At 72.4% G+C, this 16,451-nt stretch carries 14 protein-coding genes; 10 read left to right on the top strand and 4 right to left on the bottom strand.

Annotation, left to right across the window (positions count from 1 at the left end; all coding sequences use genetic code 11):
• Positions 1 to 274 precede the first annotated feature (274 nt).
• From ACFY1H_RS25350 to ACFY1H_RS25310, 9 genes are all read left to right on the top strand, one after another.
• Positions 275 to 1,819 (top strand): UDP-N-acetylmuramoyl-L-alanyl-D-glutamate--2,6-diaminopimelate ligase, encoded by a 1,545-nt coding sequence (locus ACFY1H_RS25350; RefSeq protein ID WP_386950532.1) that lies wholly within the window; start codon positions 275 to 277, stop codon positions 1,817 to 1,819.
• Positions 1,816 to 3,372, top strand: a complete 1,557-nt coding sequence (gene murF, locus ACFY1H_RS25345) for a UDP-N-acetylmuramoyl-tripeptide--D-alanyl-D-alanine ligase (RefSeq protein WP_386950131.1) — start codon at positions 1,816 to 1,818, stop codon at positions 3,370 to 3,372. Before ACFY1H_RS25350 ends, murF begins: the two co-directional genes overlap by 4 nt.
• Positions 3,369 to 4,451, top strand: a complete 1,083-nt coding sequence (gene mraY, locus ACFY1H_RS25340; protein WP_364052315.1) for a phospho-N-acetylmuramoyl-pentapeptide-transferase — start codon at positions 3,369 to 3,371, stop codon at positions 4,449 to 4,451. The genes murF and mraY overlap by 4 nt, the downstream gene beginning before the upstream one ends.
• A 21-nt stretch (positions 4,452 to 4,472) precedes the next feature.
• Positions 4,473 to 5,876 carry a UDP-N-acetylmuramoyl-L-alanine--D-glutamate ligase gene (gene murD, locus ACFY1H_RS25335; protein ID WP_386950529.1) on the top strand — a complete coding sequence of 468 codons (1,404 nt, stop codon included), beginning with the start codon at positions 4,473 to 4,475 and terminating at the stop codon, positions 5,874 to 5,876.
• Positions 5,863 to 7,365 carry a putative lipid II flippase FtsW gene (gene ftsW, locus ACFY1H_RS25330; RefSeq protein ID WP_366582173.1) on the top strand — a complete coding sequence of 501 codons (1,503 nt, stop codon included), beginning with the start codon at positions 5,863 to 5,865 and terminating at the stop codon, positions 7,363 to 7,365. The genes murD and ftsW overlap by 14 nt, the downstream gene beginning before the upstream one ends.
• Complete coding sequence (murG, locus tag ACFY1H_RS25325) at positions 7,362 to 8,486, top strand: undecaprenyldiphospho-muramoylpentapeptide beta-N-acetylglucosaminyltransferase (RefSeq protein WP_366582172.1); 1,125 nt, start codon at positions 7,362 to 7,364, stop codon at positions 8,484 to 8,486. The genes ftsW and murG overlap by 4 nt, the downstream gene beginning before the upstream one ends.
• A complete protein-coding gene (gene murC, locus ACFY1H_RS25320; protein WP_366582171.1) occupies positions 8,479 to 9,888 on the top strand; it encodes a UDP-N-acetylmuramate--L-alanine ligase in 1,410 nt (469 codons plus the stop codon). The genes murG and murC overlap by 8 nt, the downstream gene beginning before the upstream one ends.
• Positions 9,885 to 10,754 carry a cell division protein FtsQ/DivIB gene (locus ACFY1H_RS25315; RefSeq protein WP_386950124.1) on the top strand — a complete coding sequence of 290 codons (870 nt, stop codon included), beginning with the start codon at positions 9,885 to 9,887 and terminating at the stop codon, positions 10,752 to 10,754. Before murC ends, ACFY1H_RS25315 begins: the two co-directional genes overlap by 4 nt.
• 83 nt (positions 10,755 to 10,837) lie before the next feature.
• Positions 10,838 to 11,671, top strand: coding sequence for an NAD(P)H-binding protein (locus ACFY1H_RS25310; protein ID WP_386950121.1), 834 nt, complete (start codon positions 10,838 to 10,840; stop codon positions 11,669 to 11,671).
• Here ACFY1H_RS25310 and ACFY1H_RS25305 read toward each other — a convergent pair.
• Entirely contained in the window at positions 11,668 to 12,876 is a 1,209-nt protein-coding gene (locus ACFY1H_RS25305) for an MFS transporter (RefSeq protein ID WP_386950118.1), read from the bottom strand. The genes ACFY1H_RS25310 and ACFY1H_RS25305 overlap by 4 nt on opposite strands.
• A gap of 432 nt (positions 12,877 to 13,308) precedes the next feature.
• A complete protein-coding gene (locus ACFY1H_RS25300) occupies positions 13,309 to 13,743 on the bottom strand; it encodes an OsmC family peroxiredoxin (protein WP_366582167.1) in 435 nt (144 codons plus the stop codon).
• Positions 13,744 to 13,877: 134 nt separating this feature from the next.
• Between ACFY1H_RS25300 and ACFY1H_RS25295 the strand changes: the two genes are divergently transcribed.
• On the top strand, positions 13,878 to 14,387 hold the full coding sequence (locus ACFY1H_RS25295) for a DinB family protein (protein WP_366582166.1): 510 nt from the start codon (positions 13,878 to 13,880) through the stop codon (positions 14,385 to 14,387).
• On the opposite strand, the gene ACFY1H_RS25290 is transcribed toward ACFY1H_RS25295, so the two are convergent.
• Positions 14,374 to 15,159, bottom strand: a complete 786-nt coding sequence (locus tag ACFY1H_RS25290; RefSeq protein ID WP_386950526.1) for a DUF1295 domain-containing protein — start codon at positions 15,157 to 15,159, stop codon at positions 14,374 to 14,376. The two genes, ACFY1H_RS25295 and ACFY1H_RS25290, sit on opposite strands and share 14 nt — an antisense overlap.
• Positions 15,159 to 16,436 carry a class I SAM-dependent methyltransferase gene (locus ACFY1H_RS25285; RefSeq protein ID WP_386950114.1) on the bottom strand — a complete coding sequence of 426 codons (1,278 nt, stop codon included), beginning with the start codon at positions 16,434 to 16,436 and terminating at the stop codon, positions 15,159 to 15,161. Before ACFY1H_RS25285 ends, ACFY1H_RS25290 begins: the two co-directional genes overlap by 1 nt.
• Positions 16,437 to 16,451: the final 15 nt, after the last annotated feature.

The following is a 16,451-nucleotide window of genomic DNA, read 5'->3' as shown; positions in this document are numbered from 1 at the left end:
CAACACTCGGCCGAGGGCCGCTTCGCGTCTCGCGAGGCGGCCCTTTCCCGTGTGTTTCCGCCTGCGATAGTCCACATCGGCTGGTGGCGGCGGGCGGAAACGCTTGCCCCGCAACGACGTTTCGCGCGCCGCATAGCACACCCGGTGCACGCCGGCGCGTTCGCCGTACCGCCTTGGGTCACCCGATCGCGCTCTCGGTAACCTCTCGGGCGTGTCCGTGTCCTCGTCCAAGCCCCAGAGCGGGCCGGCTGCGTCGTCGCTGCCGGAAAGCCCGGTGAAGGCGGTCGCCGCCCCGCCCCGCCCGGCCCGGATCGACCCGGTCCCGCTGGCCACCCTCCTCGCCCGCGCGGGCGCCCGGCTGATCGCCGAGAGCCCCGAGGCCGCCGACCTCACCGTCACCGGGACCACGCTGCGTGCGCAGCACGTGCTGCCAGGCGACCTGTTCGCCGGCCTGCCCGGTGCGCGCGCCCACGGCGCCGACTTCAGCGACCAGGCCGTGGCCGCCGGCGCGGCGGCGGTGCTCACCGACGCCGAGGGCGCCGAGCGCCCCGCGTTGCGCGACGCCGGCATCCCGATCCTCGTGCACCCCGACCCGCGTGCCGCGCTCGGCGAGATGGCCGCGTGGATCTACGGGGAGCCGTCGCTGCACCTGTCCGTGCTGGGGGTCACCGGCACGTCGGGCAAGACCACCACCTCCTACCTCGTCGACTCCGGGCTGCGCGCCGCCGGCCTCACCACGGGCCTGATCGGCACGGTCGAGACGCGCATCGCGGGCGAACGCCTGGTCAGCGGCTTCACCACGCCGGAGGCGCCGGACCTGCAGGCGCTGCTCGCGGTGATGCTGGAGCGCGGCGTGACCCACGTGCCGATGGAGGTCTCGAGTCACGCGCTGTCGCTCGGCCGCGTCAACGGCACGCGCTTCGCGGTCGGCGCGTTCACGAACCTCTCGCAGGACCACCTCGACTTCCACCACGACATGGAGGAGTACTTCGCCGCCAAGTCGCTGCTGTTCGACGGCCGCTCGACCACCGAGGTCGTGGTCGTGGACACCGCGTGGGGGCGGGCTCTGCTCACGCCGCAGACGGTGACCGTGTCGATCGAGCAGGGCGTCGACGCCGCGTGGCGCGCCTCCGACATCGAGCCCACGGCGGCGGGGGAGCAGACCTTCACCCTGCACGGCCCGGACGGGCTCACGCTCGCCGCGAAGATCCCGCTGCCGGGCACGTTCAACGTGGCCAACGCCGTGCTCGCCGCCGCGATCCTGGGCAGCGCCGGCGTGGACCCGGCGGCCATCGTCGCGGGTCTCGGCGCCGTGGAGGTGCCGGGCCGGATGGAGCGGGTGTACCTGGGCCAGGACTTCACCGCCGTCGTCGACTACGCGCACAAGCCAGCGGCCGTCGCGCAGGGGCTCGACGCGCTGCGCGCCCGCACCGACGGCCGCATCGTCACGGTGCTCGGCTGCGGCGGCGACCGCGACACGGCCAAGCGCCCGATGATGGGCGAGGAAGCCGTGCGCCGCAGCGACGTGCTGATCGTGACCGACGACAACCCGCGGTCCGAGGACCCGGCAATGATCCGCGCCGCGATGCTCGCCGGTGCGCGGGGCGTCGGGCCGTCCCACGGCGGCGAGATCGTGGAGATCGGCGACCGCCGCGAGGCCATCGCCCACGCCGTGTCGCTCGCTCGCACGGGCGACATCGTCTTCATCGCCGGCAAGGGCCACGAGACCGGCCAGGAGGTCCAGGGTGTCGTGCACCCGTTCTCCGACCGCGACGAGCTCGAGGCCGCCATTCGCAAGCATCTCGAGGTGAGTGCGTGATCGAGCTCAGCCTGGCCGAGATCGCCGACGTGGTCGGCGGCCGGCTGCACGGAGCCGACGGCTCGTCGGCCGTCACGGGGAGTGTCGAGTTCGACACGCGCAAGATCGGTCCCGGTGGCCTCTTCGTCGCCCTGCCCGGCGAGCGCGTGGACGGGCACGACTTCGCCGCGAAGGCCGTGGCGGCCGGCGCCGTCGCGGTGCTGGCCGGCCGCGAGGTCGACGCGCCCGCGATCGTGGTGCCGCCGCTGCCCGAGGGCCAGGCCCACGAGCGTTCGGTCGCGCTGGCCGGCGACACCGACGGCTCCGGCGCCGCCGTGCTGGCCGCGCTCGCGAAGCTGGCCGGCCACGTCGTCGGCCGGCTCGCCGCCGAAGGCCTCACGGTCGTGGCGCTGACCGGCTCGTCGGGCAAGACCTCGACCAAGGATGTCATCGCGCAGCTGCTGGAGCCGATGGGCCCCACGGTCGCGCCGCCCGGGTCGTTCAACAGCGAGCTCGGCCACCCGTGGACCGCGCTGCGCGCCGACCACGACACGAAGTACCTGGTGCTGGAGATGTCCGCGCGCGGGACGGGGCACATCGCCGACGCGGCCGCGATCACGCCGCCGCGCATCGGCGCCGTGCTCAACGTCGGCAGCGCGCACGTCGGCGAGTTCGGCTCGCGCGAAGCCATCGCGAAGGCCAAGGGCGAGCTCGTGGAGGCGCTGCCGAGTGCCGAAGCGGGCGGCGTCGCCGTGCTGAACCTCGACGACCCGCTGGTGGCCGCCATGGCGAGCCGCACCAGCGCCCGCGTGGTCGGCGTCGGCGAGACCGCGTCCGCGCAGGTCCGCGCCGCCGACATCACGCTCGACGCCGAGGCCTGTGCGTCGTTCCGGCTGATCACCCCCGACGGCGAGGCGCCGGTGACGCTGCCGCTGCACGGCGAGCACCACGTCGGCAACGCGCTCTCGGCCGCCGCGATCGCGCTGGAGCTCGGCGCGACGCCGGCCGAGGTCGCGCAGCGGCTGTCCGCCCTCGAACGCCGCTCGGCCCACCGCATGGCGGTGACCACGCGCGCCGACGGCGTCACCGTCCTCAACGACGCGTACAACGCCAACCCCGAATCAGTGCGAGCCGCGCTGAAGGCCCTCGCGTCGATGCGCCGGACCGGCCGTCGCGCGTGGGCGGTGCTCGGCGTGATGGGCGAGCTCGGCGCCGACTCCGTGACCGAGCACGACTCCATCGGCCGCCTCGTGGTGCGCCTCAACATCGACAAGCTCGTGGTCGTCGGTGACGAGGCCGCGCCGATGCACCAGGGGGCCTCGCAGGAGGGCTCCTGGAACGAGGAGTCGGTGCTGGTACCCGATGGCGACGCCGCCGTGGCCCTGCTGCATGATCAGCTCCGTCCCGGAGACGTGGTGCTGGTCAAGGCCTCCAACGCCGCCGGCCTGTGGCACGTGGCCGAGGCGTTGCTCGCCCCCTCGGAAGACTCCGAGAACTCCGAAGACTCCGAAGACGCTGCACAATCCGTTTCCCTCTCCCCGTCCTCTGAACGCTCGAACGGTGGTCACGCGTGATCAACATCCTGATCGCGGCCGCGGCGGGTCTGCTGGTCTCCATCCTGCTCACGCCCTACCTGATCCGGGTCTTCTCCCGGCAGGGCTTCGGGCAGGAGATCCGCGAAGAAGGGCCCCAGGGCCACAAGTCGAAGCGCGGCACCCCGACGATGGGTGGCGTCGCGATCATCATCGCGATGGTCGTCGGCTACTTCGTCGCACACCTGATCAGCTGGCTCGGCAACTCCCACAGCTCGGCGCCCTCGGCGTCCGGCCTGCTGGTGCTCATGCTGGCCGTGGGGCTCGGCATCGTCGGGTTCCTCGACGACTTCATCAAGATCCGCAAGCAGCGCAACCTCGGCCTGAACAAGACCGCGAAGCTGGTCGGCCAGCTCGTGGTCACGATCCTGTTCGCGGTGCTGTCGCTGCAGTTCGCCGACGAGCACGGCCTCACGCCCGCGTCGCAGAGCCTCTCCTACGTGCGTGACCTGGCGCTGATCACGTTCCCGTGGATCGTGTTCGTGATCTTCTGTTACGTGGTCATCTCCGGCTGGTCGAACGCGGTGAACTTCACCGACGGCCTCGACGGCCTGGCCGGCGGCGCCGCCGCGATGGTGCTGGCCACCTACGTGGTCATCTCCTTCTGGCAGGCCCGCCTCTCGTGCGCCGACGGGCCCACGACCGCCTGCTACGACGTGCGCGACCCGCTGGACCTCGCGGTGGTCGCCGCGGCGGCGACCGGCGCGTGCGTCGGCTTCCTGTGGTGGAACGCCGCGCCCGCCAAGATCTTCATGGGCGACACCGGTTCGCTGGCGCTCGGCGGGCTCGTGGCCGGTCTGTCGATGACCACCCGCACGGAGCTGCTCGCGATCGTGATCGGTGGCCTGTTCATGGTCGAGATGATCTCGGTGGTCACCCAGATCGCGGTCTTCCGCACGACCCGGCGAAGGCTGTTCCGGATGGCGCCCTTCCACCACCACTTCGAGCTCGCCGGGTGGGCGGAAACCACGGTGATCATCCGGTTCTGGCTGCTCTCGGCCATCTGCTGCATGTTCGGACTGGGGCTGTTCTACAGCGAACAGCTGGGCGTCGGGAGCTAGGTCTTGACCGACAGGGAGCTCCTGCTCGAAGGCAAGAACGTGCTCGTGGCGGGCGCCGGCGTCACCGGGAAGTCGGTGGTGCCGGTCCTGCGGGAGCTGGGCGCTCACGTGACGGTCACCGACGGGAACGCCGAGCGGCTGGAAGAGCTGGCCGGCCTCGGCGCCGAGCTGGTGCCGGGTCTGAGCGAACCGCCGCCGGGCACCGTGCTCGTGGTGACGAGCCCGGGCTGGCGGCCCACGTCGCCGCTGCTGGCCGCCGCGGCCGCGGCCGGTGTCGAGGTGATCGGCGACGTCGAGCTGGCCTGGCGCATCGGGCAGCTGCGTGAGCGGCCGCCGTCGTGGCTGGTGATCACCGGCACCAACGGCAAGACCACCACCGTCGGCATGCTCGAGTCGATGCTGCGCGCGGGCGGGGTCGACGCCGTGGCCTGCGGGAACGTCGGTTATGCGGTGCTCGACGCCGTGCGGGCCGGTCACGCCGTGCTCGCCGTGGAGCTCTCCAGCTTCCAGCTGCACTGGTCCTCGACGCTCGCGCCCGACGCGTCGGTGGTGCTCAACCTCGCCGAGGACCACATCGACTGGCACGGCTCGATGGCGGAGTACGGCGCCGCGAAGGGCCGGGCCCACGAACGCTCGCGCGTGGTCGTGCACAACGCCGACGACGAGTGGTCCACCCGTCTCGCCGAGGAGCACGCGCCCGAGAGCGCCCGCCGCGTCGGGTTCCGCCTGGACACGCCGCACGCCGGCGAGCTGGGCCTGGTCGAGGACCTGCTGGTGGACCGCGCGTTCGTCGCCGATCCCGCCACGAGCGCGGAAGAGCTGGCGACGATCGCCGACGTCCGCCCGGCCGGACCGCACAACGTCGCCAACGCACTGGCGGCCGCCGCGCTCGCGCGCGCCCACGGCGTGTCGACCGAGGCCGTGCTCAAGGGCCTGCGCGAGTACCAGCCGGCGCCGCACCGCGCGCAGGAGGTCGCCGAGATCGGCGGCGTGCGCTACGTGAACGACTCGAAGGCCACCAACCCGCACGCCGCGAGCGGCTCGCTGCGGGCCCACGAGAGCATCGTGTGGATCGCCGGGGGCCAGCTCAAGGGCGCCGCGGTCGACGAACTCGTGGCCTCGATCGCTGGCCGGCTGCGCGGAGTTGTGCTACTCGGCGTGGATTCACCCGTGATCGCAGCCGCTGTTGCGCGACACGCGCCGGATGTCCCGGTGAACCGCCTCCGTCCGGGTGACCATGAACCCATGACTGCGGCGGTGGATGCGGCCAGCGCGATGGCTCACCCTGGTGACGTGGTGCTGCTCGCGCCCGCCGCCGCCTCGTTGGACATGTTCCGCAACTACGGCGAGCGCGGCGACGCGTTCGTCGCGGCGGTGCGTGTCCTCGCGGGCGGTGCGGCGGGGGCGGCGAATGACGGTAGTTGACGAGAAGCGGACCCAGGATCGGCCCGAGCGGCCACGGCGGGAGCGCAAGGTAAGCCCGTTCGTGGCGTTCCGGACGGCGCTCACGGCGTGGCTCTCGCGGCCACTGGCGTCGTTCCACCTGGTGCTGGCCCTGACCGGGGTGCTCACCGTGATCGGTGTCGTCATGGTGCTGTCCGCGTCGTCGGTCGCCTCCTACGACCCGAGCACCGGCAGCAGCGTGTACTCGCTGTTCTACCGGCAGGTCCTGTTCGTGGCGATCGGCTCGGTCGTGTTCTGGGTCGGCCTGCGGATCAAGCTCGAACGCATCCGGCGCATGTCGGCGACCATGGTCGTGATCTGCCTCGGCCTGCTGATGCTGGTACTCACGCCGCTGGGCTCGACGGTGAACGGCTCGCAGGGCTGGTTCAAGCTGGGCGTGTTCACGTTCCAGCCGGTTGAGGCCGCGAAGGTCGCGCTGGCGTTCTGGGGCGCGCACATCCTGGTGATCAAGTACAACGTGATCCACCAGTGGCGCCACCTGCTCGTGCCGGTCGTGCCGGTCGCGCTCGTGATGTTCGCCCTGGTCATGCTGCAGCCCGACCTGGGCGGCACGATCACGCTCGCCGTGGTGCTGCTGGCGCTGCTGTGGTTCGCCGGCGCGCCGAAGCGGCTGTTCGGAGTGATCCTGGCGGGTGGTCTCGCCGGTGTCCTGGTGCTGGCGATCATCGCGCCGTACCGGCTCACCCGGGTGCTGTCGTTCCTTTCACCGGACACCGATCTCAGCTCGGCCGGCTACCAGGCCAACCAGGCCAAGCTCGCGCTCGCCGACGGCGGCCTGTTCGGCAAGGGTCTCGGCCAGGGTGCCTCCAACTGGGGCTACCTGCCGAACGTGCAGAACGACTTCATCTTCGCCCTCGTCGGCGAGGAGCTCGGCTTCGTGGGCTGCGCCGTGGTGCTCGCCCTGTTCGCTCTTGTGGCCGTGGTGGGGCTGCGGATCGCGACGCGCAACATCGACCCGTGGATCCGGATCGTGGCCGGCACGCTCACGATGTTCCTGGTCGCGCAGGCCGCCATCAACATCGGCTACGTCGTGGGCCTGCTGCCCGTAACCGGTGTCACGCTGCCGCTGATCTCGTACGGCGGCACGTCGCTGCTCATCACGATGCTCATCATGGGGGTGCTCGCCAACGCCGCCCGGCACGAACCGGAGGCGGTGGCCGCACTGCGTTCGCAGGGCCCGGGTAAATTCGGACGCCTGCTGAGGCTGCCCGCGCCCGACCCGTACCGCCCGCCCACGACCACCCGCAGGGGACTGGCCGGGCGGGGGACCGGTTCGGGGGCCAAGGCGGCCCGGCCGGCGCCACGCGCGGCCCGGCCCGCACCGGCGCAGGAGCGCCGCAGGTCGGTCCGGCAGCCGACGCGGCGCAGCACTGCCGCACGGACGAACGCGGCGCGGACAACAGCGAACCGCGGTGCCAGGGGTACCGCGAACCGGAGAGGTCATTGGTGAGTAACCCCGTCAAGGGAGCCGAGCGATCCCCCTCGGGCAAGGTGCCCGTGGTGGTCGTCGCCGGAGGTGGCACCGCAGGACACATCGAACCCGCCCTCGCCCTGGCCGACGCCGTCATGCGGCTGCGCCCCGACGCGAAGGTGATCGCGCTGGGCACGGCGCGCGGCCTGGAGAACAAGCTCGTACCGGCTCGCGGTTACCCGCTGGAGCTGATCCCGCCGGTGCCGTTGCCGCGCAAGCCGACCCCGGAGCTGCTGCGGCTCCCGCTGAAGGTCCGCGACTCCGTGCGCCGGACCCGCGACGTGCTGGAGCGCGTCGGCGCCGACGTGGTGGTGGGTTTCGGCGGCTACGTCGCGCTGCCCGCGTACCTCGCCGCGCGGGGCCGCACGCCGATCGTGGTCCACGAGGCCAACAAGTCGCCGGGCCTGGCCAACAAGGTGGGCGCCCGCTTCGCCGCGCGCGTCGCCGTGGCCGTGCCGGGCACGCCGCTGCCGAAGGCCGAGGTCGTCGGGATCCCGCTGCGCCGGTCGATCACGTCGCTCGACCGCGCCGCGCTGCGCGCCGAGGCCCGCAAGTTCTTCGACCTCGACCCGGACGCCCCGACGCTGCTGGTGTTCGGCGGCTCCCAGGGCGCGCAGTCGATCAACAGCGCCGTGTCCGGTGCCGCGAAGGAGCTGGCCGAGGCCGGCGTCGGCGTGCTGCACGCCCACGGCCCGAAGAACACCCTGGTGGTGCAGGAGTTCCCGGGCAAGCCGGCGTACGTGCCGGTGCCCTACCTGGAGCGCATGGACCTCGCCTACGCCGCCGCCGACGTGGTGCTGTGCCGTTCGGGCGCGATGACGGCGGCCGAGGTGTCGGCCGTCGGGCTGCCGGCGGTGTTCGTGCCGCTGCCGCACGGCAACGGCGAGCAGGCCGTGAACGCCCAGCCCGCCGTCGACGCGGGTGCCGCCTTCCTGGTGCCCGACGGGGAGCTCACCCCGGCCAAGGTGGCCGAGCTGGTGGTGCCGCTGGTCACCGACGCCGCGCGCGTCGCGAAGATGAGCGAGGCCGCCGTGGGGATGGGACACCGCGAGGCCGACGAGACGCTCGCCAAGATCGTGCTGGAGGCCGCAGGTGCCTGAGTTGCCCGAAGAACTGCGCCGCGCGCACCTGATCGGCATCGGCGGGGCCGGCATGTCCGGCATCGCCCGGATCCTGCTCGCCCGCGGGGCGGCCGTGTCCGGTTCGGACGCCAAGGAGTCGCGCGCGCTGCTGTCGCTGCGCGCCCAGGGCGCCGAGCTGTTCGTGGGCCAGCGTGCGGAGAACCTCGACGCGCTCGCCGAAGCCCCGTCGGCCGTCGTGGTGTCCACTGCGATCAAGGAGTCCAACCCGGAGCTGGCCGCGGCCCGTGCGCGCAACATCCCCGTGCTGCACCGCGCGCAGGCGCTCGCCGGGCTGATGGAGGGCCACCGCGTGGCCTGTATCGCCGGCACGCACGGCAAGACCTCGACCACGTCGATGCTCACCGTGGCGCTGCAGCACTGCCGGCTCGACCCGTCGTTCGCGATCGGCGGCGACCTCAACGAGTCGGGTGCCAACGCGCACCACGGCGAGGGCGGCGTTTTCATCGCGGAGGCCGACGAGAGCGACGGCTCGTTCCTCACGTACTCGCCGTCGGTCGCCGTGGTCACCAACGTCGAGCCCGACCACCTGGACCACCACGGCACCGCCGAGGCCTACGTGAAGGTGTTCACGGAGTTCGTCGGGCGCCTGCAGCCGGGCGGCCTGCTCGTGGTGTGCGCCGACGACCCGGGTGCCGCGAAGCTGGGCGACGAGGCGGCCGCCGAGGGCGTGCGCGTGCGCCGCTACGGCCGCACCGCCACCGGCGAGGGCGACGTGCGCGTGCTCGACTACAAGCCCGCCCCGGACGGCGGCCAGGTGCGCCTGGCGCTCGACGGCGAGGAGCTCGACCTGCGCGTGGCCGTGCCGGGCGAGCACATGGCGCTCAACGCGGTCGCGGCCCTGCTGGCCGGGCTCGAGCTGGGCGCGCCCGTCGCCGGCCTGGCCGAGGGACTCGCCGCGTTCGGCGGGGTGCGCCGCCGCTTCGAGTTCAAGGGCCGCTCCGGCGACGTCCGCGTCTACGACGACTACGCCCACCACCCGACCGAGGTGGCCGCGCAGCTCAAGGCCGTGCGCACGGCGGCGGGGCTCGGCCGGGTGCTGGTGGTGTTCCAGCCGCACCTGTACTCGCGCACGCAGACGTTCGCGGCGGAGTTCGCCGAAGCGCTCTCGCTGGCCGACGAGGTCGTGGTGCTCGACGTGTACGGCGCTCGCGAGGAGCCGGTGCCGGGTGTGACGGGTGCGCTGATCGCCGACCGCGTGACGAGCCCGGTGCACTACCAGCCCGCGTTCGACGTCGCGGCGAAGCTGGTGGCCGACCTCGTGAAGCCGGGTGACCTCGTGGTGACCATGGGCGCGGGTGACGTGACGCAGCTGGGCCCGGAGATCCTGGCCGAGCTCGACCGGAGGACCGCGGGCGCATGACGTCGACCAGGGAGCGCCGCAATCCGTCCTCGTCCGAAGAGGACGAGCGGGATCGCGCTGCCCTGGCCCGCGCCCGGCGGGGGCGGCGCTCGGAAGAGGAGCGCCGCCGCACCCGCTCGAGCCGCTCGTCGGCGCCACGCTCGGGCCGGGCGGCTCGCGCGGAGAGCCTGCGTGCGCGTCCGACGCGGAAGAAGGAGATCCGGCGCCGCTGGGTCGCGCTGCTCGTGGTCGTCACGCTCGTCGCGCTGGGGTACCTGGTGTTCTTCAGCTCGATGCTCGGGGTGAAGGACGTGACGGTGCAGGGTGCGAAAACGGTGTCGGCGGAGCAGATCCGGGCCATCGCCGCCGTGCCGGTCGACAAACCGATGGTGCTCGTCGACGTCGACGGGATCCGGGACCGCGTGGCGGAGATGCCGGGCGTCGCGACCGTGGACGTGTCGCGTTCGTGGCCCAACACCGTGGAGATCTCGGTGACCGAGCGCACGGCCATCGCGTTCTTCGACAGCGGCCCGGGCGGCGACGGGGTGCACCTCGTCGACGGCGGCGGGGTCGTGTTCAAGACCGTGAAGGCCCGTCCGGCGGGCCTGCCGGAGCTGAAGCTGCCGAAGGTCTCGGCCGACGACCCGGTGACGCGTGCGGTGACCGCGGTGCTCGGCGTGATCCCGCAGGCGCTGCTCAAGCAGGTCACCACGGCCACGGCGCAGACCCCGGCCAGCGTCCAGTTCACCCTCACCGACGGCAAGACCGTCCGCTGGGGCGACGCCGGCAAGACCGACCGCAAGGCGAAGGTCCTGGCCGCCCTGCTCACGCAGAAGGGCAAGGTCTACGACGTCTCGGCGCCCGAGCTGCCGACCATCACGTCCTGACCTCGTCTTTTTCGCTGGCATCCCCTTCTCCGTATGCTGTACGCTGTTTTATTCCGTACGGCATACGAGGGAAGTGGGGAACCATGCCGATCTTGGTGACGGGTGCCACCGGAAACGTCGGGCGGCTCGTGGTCGACGAACTCCTGGCCCGCGGCGCGGCGGTGCGCGCGTTGACGAAGGACCCCGCGCAGGCGGCGTTGCCGGCCGGCGTCGAGGTGGTCGTGGGGTCGCTCGCGCGGCCGTCGACGCTGCCGCCGGCGCTGGAGGGGGTCGAAGATGTGTACCTCGCGCCGATGGCGCGCACCGTCACGCGGTTCTGCGAGCTCGCCGCCGAGGCCGGCGTGCGGCGGGTGGTCGCGCTGTCGGGCAGCAGCGTCGGGGACGAGCAGGCCGGGTCGAGCGGGCCGGAGTTCGCGGCGGTGGAGGCGGCGGTGACGAAGGCCGGGTTCGCCCGGACGTTCCTGCGGCCGGGGGTGTTCATGGCGAACTCGCTCGGCTGGGCGCATTCCGTGCACACGCACGGGGAAATCCGCACCGCGTATGCGGAAGCGACGCAGACGCCGATCGACCTGGCCGACATCGCGGCCGTCGCCGCGCACGTGCTCACCACCGAGGGCCACGACGGGCGGACGTATGTCCTCAGTGGACCGGAGGCGCTGACGTTGCGGGAAATGGCCGGGAAAATCGCCGTGGCCATGGGGCGTGACGTGCCGTTCGTGGAGCTGACGCGGGAGCAGCAGTACGCCGAGTGGGTCGGGCTGGGGATCCCGGGGGAGATCGCCGACTGGCTGCTCGACGGCTTCGCCGCCGTGGTGGCGCGGCCGCAGGTGCCGACCGGGGTGGTCGAGGAGCTGCTGGACCGCCGAGGGGTGACCTACGCGGAGTGGGCCGCGCACCACGCTGGGGCGTTCTCCTAGTTGTCCGCAGCGCGTCGTTCAGTCGTCCACCAGGCCAGCGCGATCAGCGGGATGACGGCGCCGAAGATCGACACGGCCGTCCAGCCGTCCAGGTGGTAGAGGACCGAGCCGATCTCCGACCCGATCGCCCCGCCCACGAAGAACGTGGCCAGGTAGATGCTGTTCACGCGGGCGCGGGCGTTCGGGTCGAGCTGGTAGATCACGTGCTGGCCCGAAACCATCGTGGTCTGCACGGCCATGTCGAGGGCGATCGCCGCCACGGCGAGCAGGATCACGCTGTGCGCGCCGAACCCGCCGACGCCGAACGCCACCGCGCAGAGCAGGAAGGACGCGCCGGTGGCCACGCGGCCGTGGCCGTGGTCCGCCCAGCGCCCGGCCAGCGGCGCGATCGCGGCTCCGGCCGCGCCGACGAGCGCGAACAGCCCGACGCCCAGCTGCGTGTAGTGGAACGGCGCGGAGGTGAGCACGAACGCGATCGTGGTCCAGAAGGCGCTGAACACCGAGTAGAGCGCCGCCTGGTACAGCGCGCGGCGGCGCAGCGCCGGGTGGTCGCGGGCGAGCCGCAGGGTCGAGCGCAGCAGCTCTCCATAGTGGACGGACGTCTTCGGCGCGCGCCGCGGCAGGCTGAAGCGCAGCGCCACGGCGAGGATCGCCATCAGCCCGGCCGAGATGAGGAACACGACCCGCCAGGTCGTGACCTCGGCCAGCAGGCTCGCGGCTACGCGGGAGAGCAGGATGCCGAACAGCAGCCCGCTCATCACGCGCCCGACGATGCGCCCGCGTACGGCGTCGGGCGTGAGGTCGGCCGTGAGCGGGATCAGGATCTGCACCACCACCGACGTCGAGCCGGCGATGAGCGACGCGATCAGCAGCACGGAGAACTGCGGCGCCAGGCCGGTGGCCACGAGCGCGGCGCACGCGATGGCCAGCAGCAGCGACACCAGGCTGCGGTTCTCCACGCGGTCGCCGAGCGGGACGATCAGCAGCATGCCCGCCGCGTAGCCGATCTGGGTGGCGGTGACCACACCGCCGGCCGCGGCCTCGCCGACGCCGAACGTGGTCCGCAGCTCGTTGAGCAACGGCTGCGCGTAGTAGAGGTTCGCGACCGTCAGTCCACAAGAGACGGCGAGCAGCAGGACGAGCCACGAGGGTGGCGCCTGCCGGGGCGCCGCGGGGGACGTGGTCTCGGCTTCGGGCTGGGCCACGGGCACCTCGTTCTCGACAACCGGAACAACCGGTTCCCGAGTCTAACAGCCGGTAACCGGCCCCCCAGGGTGATCTTCGCGACCCGGAAGCGCTTGCGGGCCGCCGGTTTCCGCCCGGCGTGTCCGGGTTACCCGGAGCCCGCTCCGGCCACTGTGGACGGTGGCCGGAGGGGGCCGACCACTGTGGCTGCGCGCAGATGCGGGTACCGCGGTGGGGCGAGTCGCCGGTGGCCTGCGGGCTGCCGCGCCGCCTGCGAGCCGGCGCTGGGTTGCCGGGTGAATCGAGCCGGCGTGGGGCGAGTCGTCGTGCCTTCCTGAAGAGAGAGGGCGAAACCCGGCCGACCTGGCGTCAAGCGAACCGGTCCGCGCCTCCTCGACCGGACAGCGCGGTGAAAGCCCCTCCGGCCGGAGGGGCTTTCACCGCGTGGTGAATCAGGCGAGCGCCGCGTCCATCGTGATCGTGGTGCCGGCGAGGGCCTTGGTGACCGGGCAGGTCTTCTCGGCGGTCTCGGCCAGTTCCGCGAACTGTTCCGGCGTCACGCCGTCGAGCTTGGCGCGCAGGGTGATGGCGATGCCGCTGATCTCGAAGCCGCCGCCCTGGGCCGGGCCGAGGGTGACCTCGGCGGAGACGTCGATGGACTCCGCCTCGAGCTTCTGGGACTCCAGCACGCCCGACAGGTTCATCGCGAGGCACGAGGAGTGCGCGGCGGCGATGAGCTCTTCGGGGCTGGTCTGGCCGTCGGGGTTGCCCGCACGGGTGGGGAACGACACCTCGAACGTGCCGGCGTTGGACGAGTCGAGCGTGACCTCGCCCTTGCCCTTCTGCAATCCGCCGGTCCAGTGGGTCGTCGCGTCGCGGCTGGGCACAGCTGCCTCCTCGGTGCCGGATCCCCCGGGGCGGGGGATCGCTGTTGTTCGTCTGTCATGAACATAGTGCGCAATCAGATTGCGCGCAACCTATCTGGCGAAAAAAGATTGCCCGGTGCGGAAGGCTGCACCTCGTGACCACGCCTCCGGAACGCCCCGATCCGCCCCTGGACGCCGACGAACGCACCCAGCTCACCGGCTTCCTCGACTTCCTGCGCGCGAGCGTCGTGTGGAAGACCGGCGGGCTCACCGACGAGCAGGCCCGCCGCCGCCACCTGCCCAGCGAGCTGACCACCATCGCCGGCCTGCTCGGGCACCTCACGCTCGTCGAGAACTACTGGTTCCGCGTGGTGCTCGACGGTCAGCCCGACGAGTGGGAGGCGGCCCTGGAGCTCGACCGCGACGCCGAGTTCCGCGCGGCGCTGACGACCCCGATCGAGCAGCTCGTGGCCGGGTACGAAGCCGAGGTCGCGCGCTGCCGCGCGGTCGTGGCGGCGCGCGAGTTCACCGACACCGCGCCGTACAAGGGAGACCGCCGGGTCAGCGTGCGCTGGGTCGTGACGCACATGATCGAGGAGACCGCCCGCCACCTCGGCCACCTCGACCTGCTGCGCGAACTGACCGACGGCCTCACCGGCGAGTGAGCTTCTTCGGCGGCAACGGGACGAACCCGCTGGTGCGCTCCACGTACGTCGCGTAGCCCGGCCGTGTGCGCGCCAGGCTCTTCTCCAGCATCGGTTTCCCGGTGCCGCGCGCGAGGGTGAACGTCATGGCGATCGGCGAGAGGATCATCGCCGCGCCGGGCCACGTCGAGCACGCCAGCAGGTACAGGCCCCACCACACGCAGGCGTCGCCGAAGTAGTTCGGGTGCCGCGTGTAGCGCCACAGCCCGGTGTCGAGCACCTTGCCGCGGTTGCCGGGGTCCGCGCGGAACCGGCTCAGCTGGGCGTCGCCGACGGACTCGAAGGCGAAGCCGAGCACCCACACCGCGACCCCGATCCAGCCGAGCATGCCGAGGCCGGTGCCGTACATCGCGAACTGCACCGGCAGGGAGACGAACCACAGGATCGCGGCCTGCACGAGGTACACCCGGACGAAGATCCGCGCGCCCGGGTTGTCGCCGGCGCGCTCGACCATCCGCTGGTAGCGCGGGTCCTCGGGCCCGCCGCGGTTGCGCAGGTGCAGGTGGACGGCGAGCCGCACACCCCAGATCACCGTGAGCGCCGCCGTGACCAGCCGCAGCACGAGCGGCCCGCTGCCCAGGGGGAACGCGACCAGCGCGACGAGCGCGAAACCGAGCCCCCAGAACGTGTCGATGGTGTCGTAGCGGCCGCGCAGCCGGGCGATCCCGAACGTGACGGTCACTGCCACCAGCACCACGCCGGCGGTGATCGCGACGAGCGGGCCGACGCCGATCACGCCCACTCCCGCGTGGCCGGCATCCCGGAGCCGCCGGTGTCCAGGGGCCGCACGGCCAGGACCTGGTCCACGCCCATGCGGTTCTCCTCGAACGCCAGCGCGCCGCCCACGAGGTAGAGCCGCCACACACGGGCCTCGGCCTCGCCGACCAGCGCGACGGCCTCGGCCCAGTGGAACTCCAGCGTCTCGGCCCACTCGCGCACGGTCGTCACGTAGTGCTCGCGCAGTGCGTGCACGTCGCGGATCTCGAACCCGGCCGTCTCGAGGTGCCCGAGCGTGCGGCTCAGCGGCCGCATCGTCATGTCCGGCGCGATGTAGCGCTCGATGAACGCGCCGCCGCCGGGCGCGGTGTCCCCGGCGCGCCCACGCGACATCTGCTGCAGCACGAGCCGCCCGGCCGGGTTGAGCATGCGGAACAGCGTATTCGCGTACGTCGGATAGTTCTCCTCGCCGACGTGCTCGCCCATCTCGACGGACGCGACGGCGTCGAACGGCGCGTCGGTCAGCTCCCGGTAGTCCTGCTGCCGCACCTCGACGCGGTCTTCGAGGTCGTGCTGCTTCAGGCGCCCCCGCACGTGCTGCACCTGCTGGGCCGAGAGCGTCACGCCCACCGCGTGCACGCCGTGGTGCTTGGCCGCGTGCACCAGCAGCGAACCCCAGCCGCAGCCGACGTCGAGCAGCCGCATGCCGGGGCGCAGGCCGAGCTTGCGGCAGATCAGCTCCAGCTTGTCGTGCTGTGCCTGCGCCAGGCCGTAACCGGGCTCGTCCGAGGTCCAGTAGCCCGACGAGTAGGCCATCGAGTCGTCGAGCAGCAGCTGGTAGAAGGCGTTGGACAGGTCGTAGTGGTGGGCGATGGCCGACCGGTCGCGCCGCAGGCTGTGCAGCACGCCGGTCAGCCTCGCCTCCTCCGCCGGCGGTTTCGGCGGCAGGCCCAGCACGCCCAGGCGCGCGGCGAGCCCGGCCGCGCCGGCCCAGTCCCGCGGGGCGAGCTGCACCCTCCTCAGCTCGCCCGAGCGGGTCAGGGCCCAGATCCGCCGGAACCCCTCGGCGAGGTCTCCCTCCACGTCGAGGTCGCCCGACACGTACGCGCGCGCCAGGCCCAGCTCGCCCGGTGCGTAGAGCAGCCGGCGCAGCGCCCGGCGGTTCTTCAGGACGACGGTCGGGCCCTCGGGGCCCACGCGCTCGCCGTCCCACGCGCGGACGGCGAGCGGCAGCGGTGCGCCGAGGAGGCGTTCGACGAAGGTGGCCAAGCGGTTCGCGATGCTGTTCGGCATACCCGGGGTTCGGAG

Origin of the sequence: Amycolatopsis sp. NPDC001319, assembly GCF_042896185.1 — a bacterium.
In the GTDB taxonomy this organism is placed as follows: domain Bacteria; phylum Actinomycetota; class Actinomycetes; order Mycobacteriales; family Pseudonocardiaceae; genus Amycolatopsis.
Note: the sequence above shows the minus strand (reverse complement) of the source record. Positions and strands in the feature narration are given on the sequence as shown.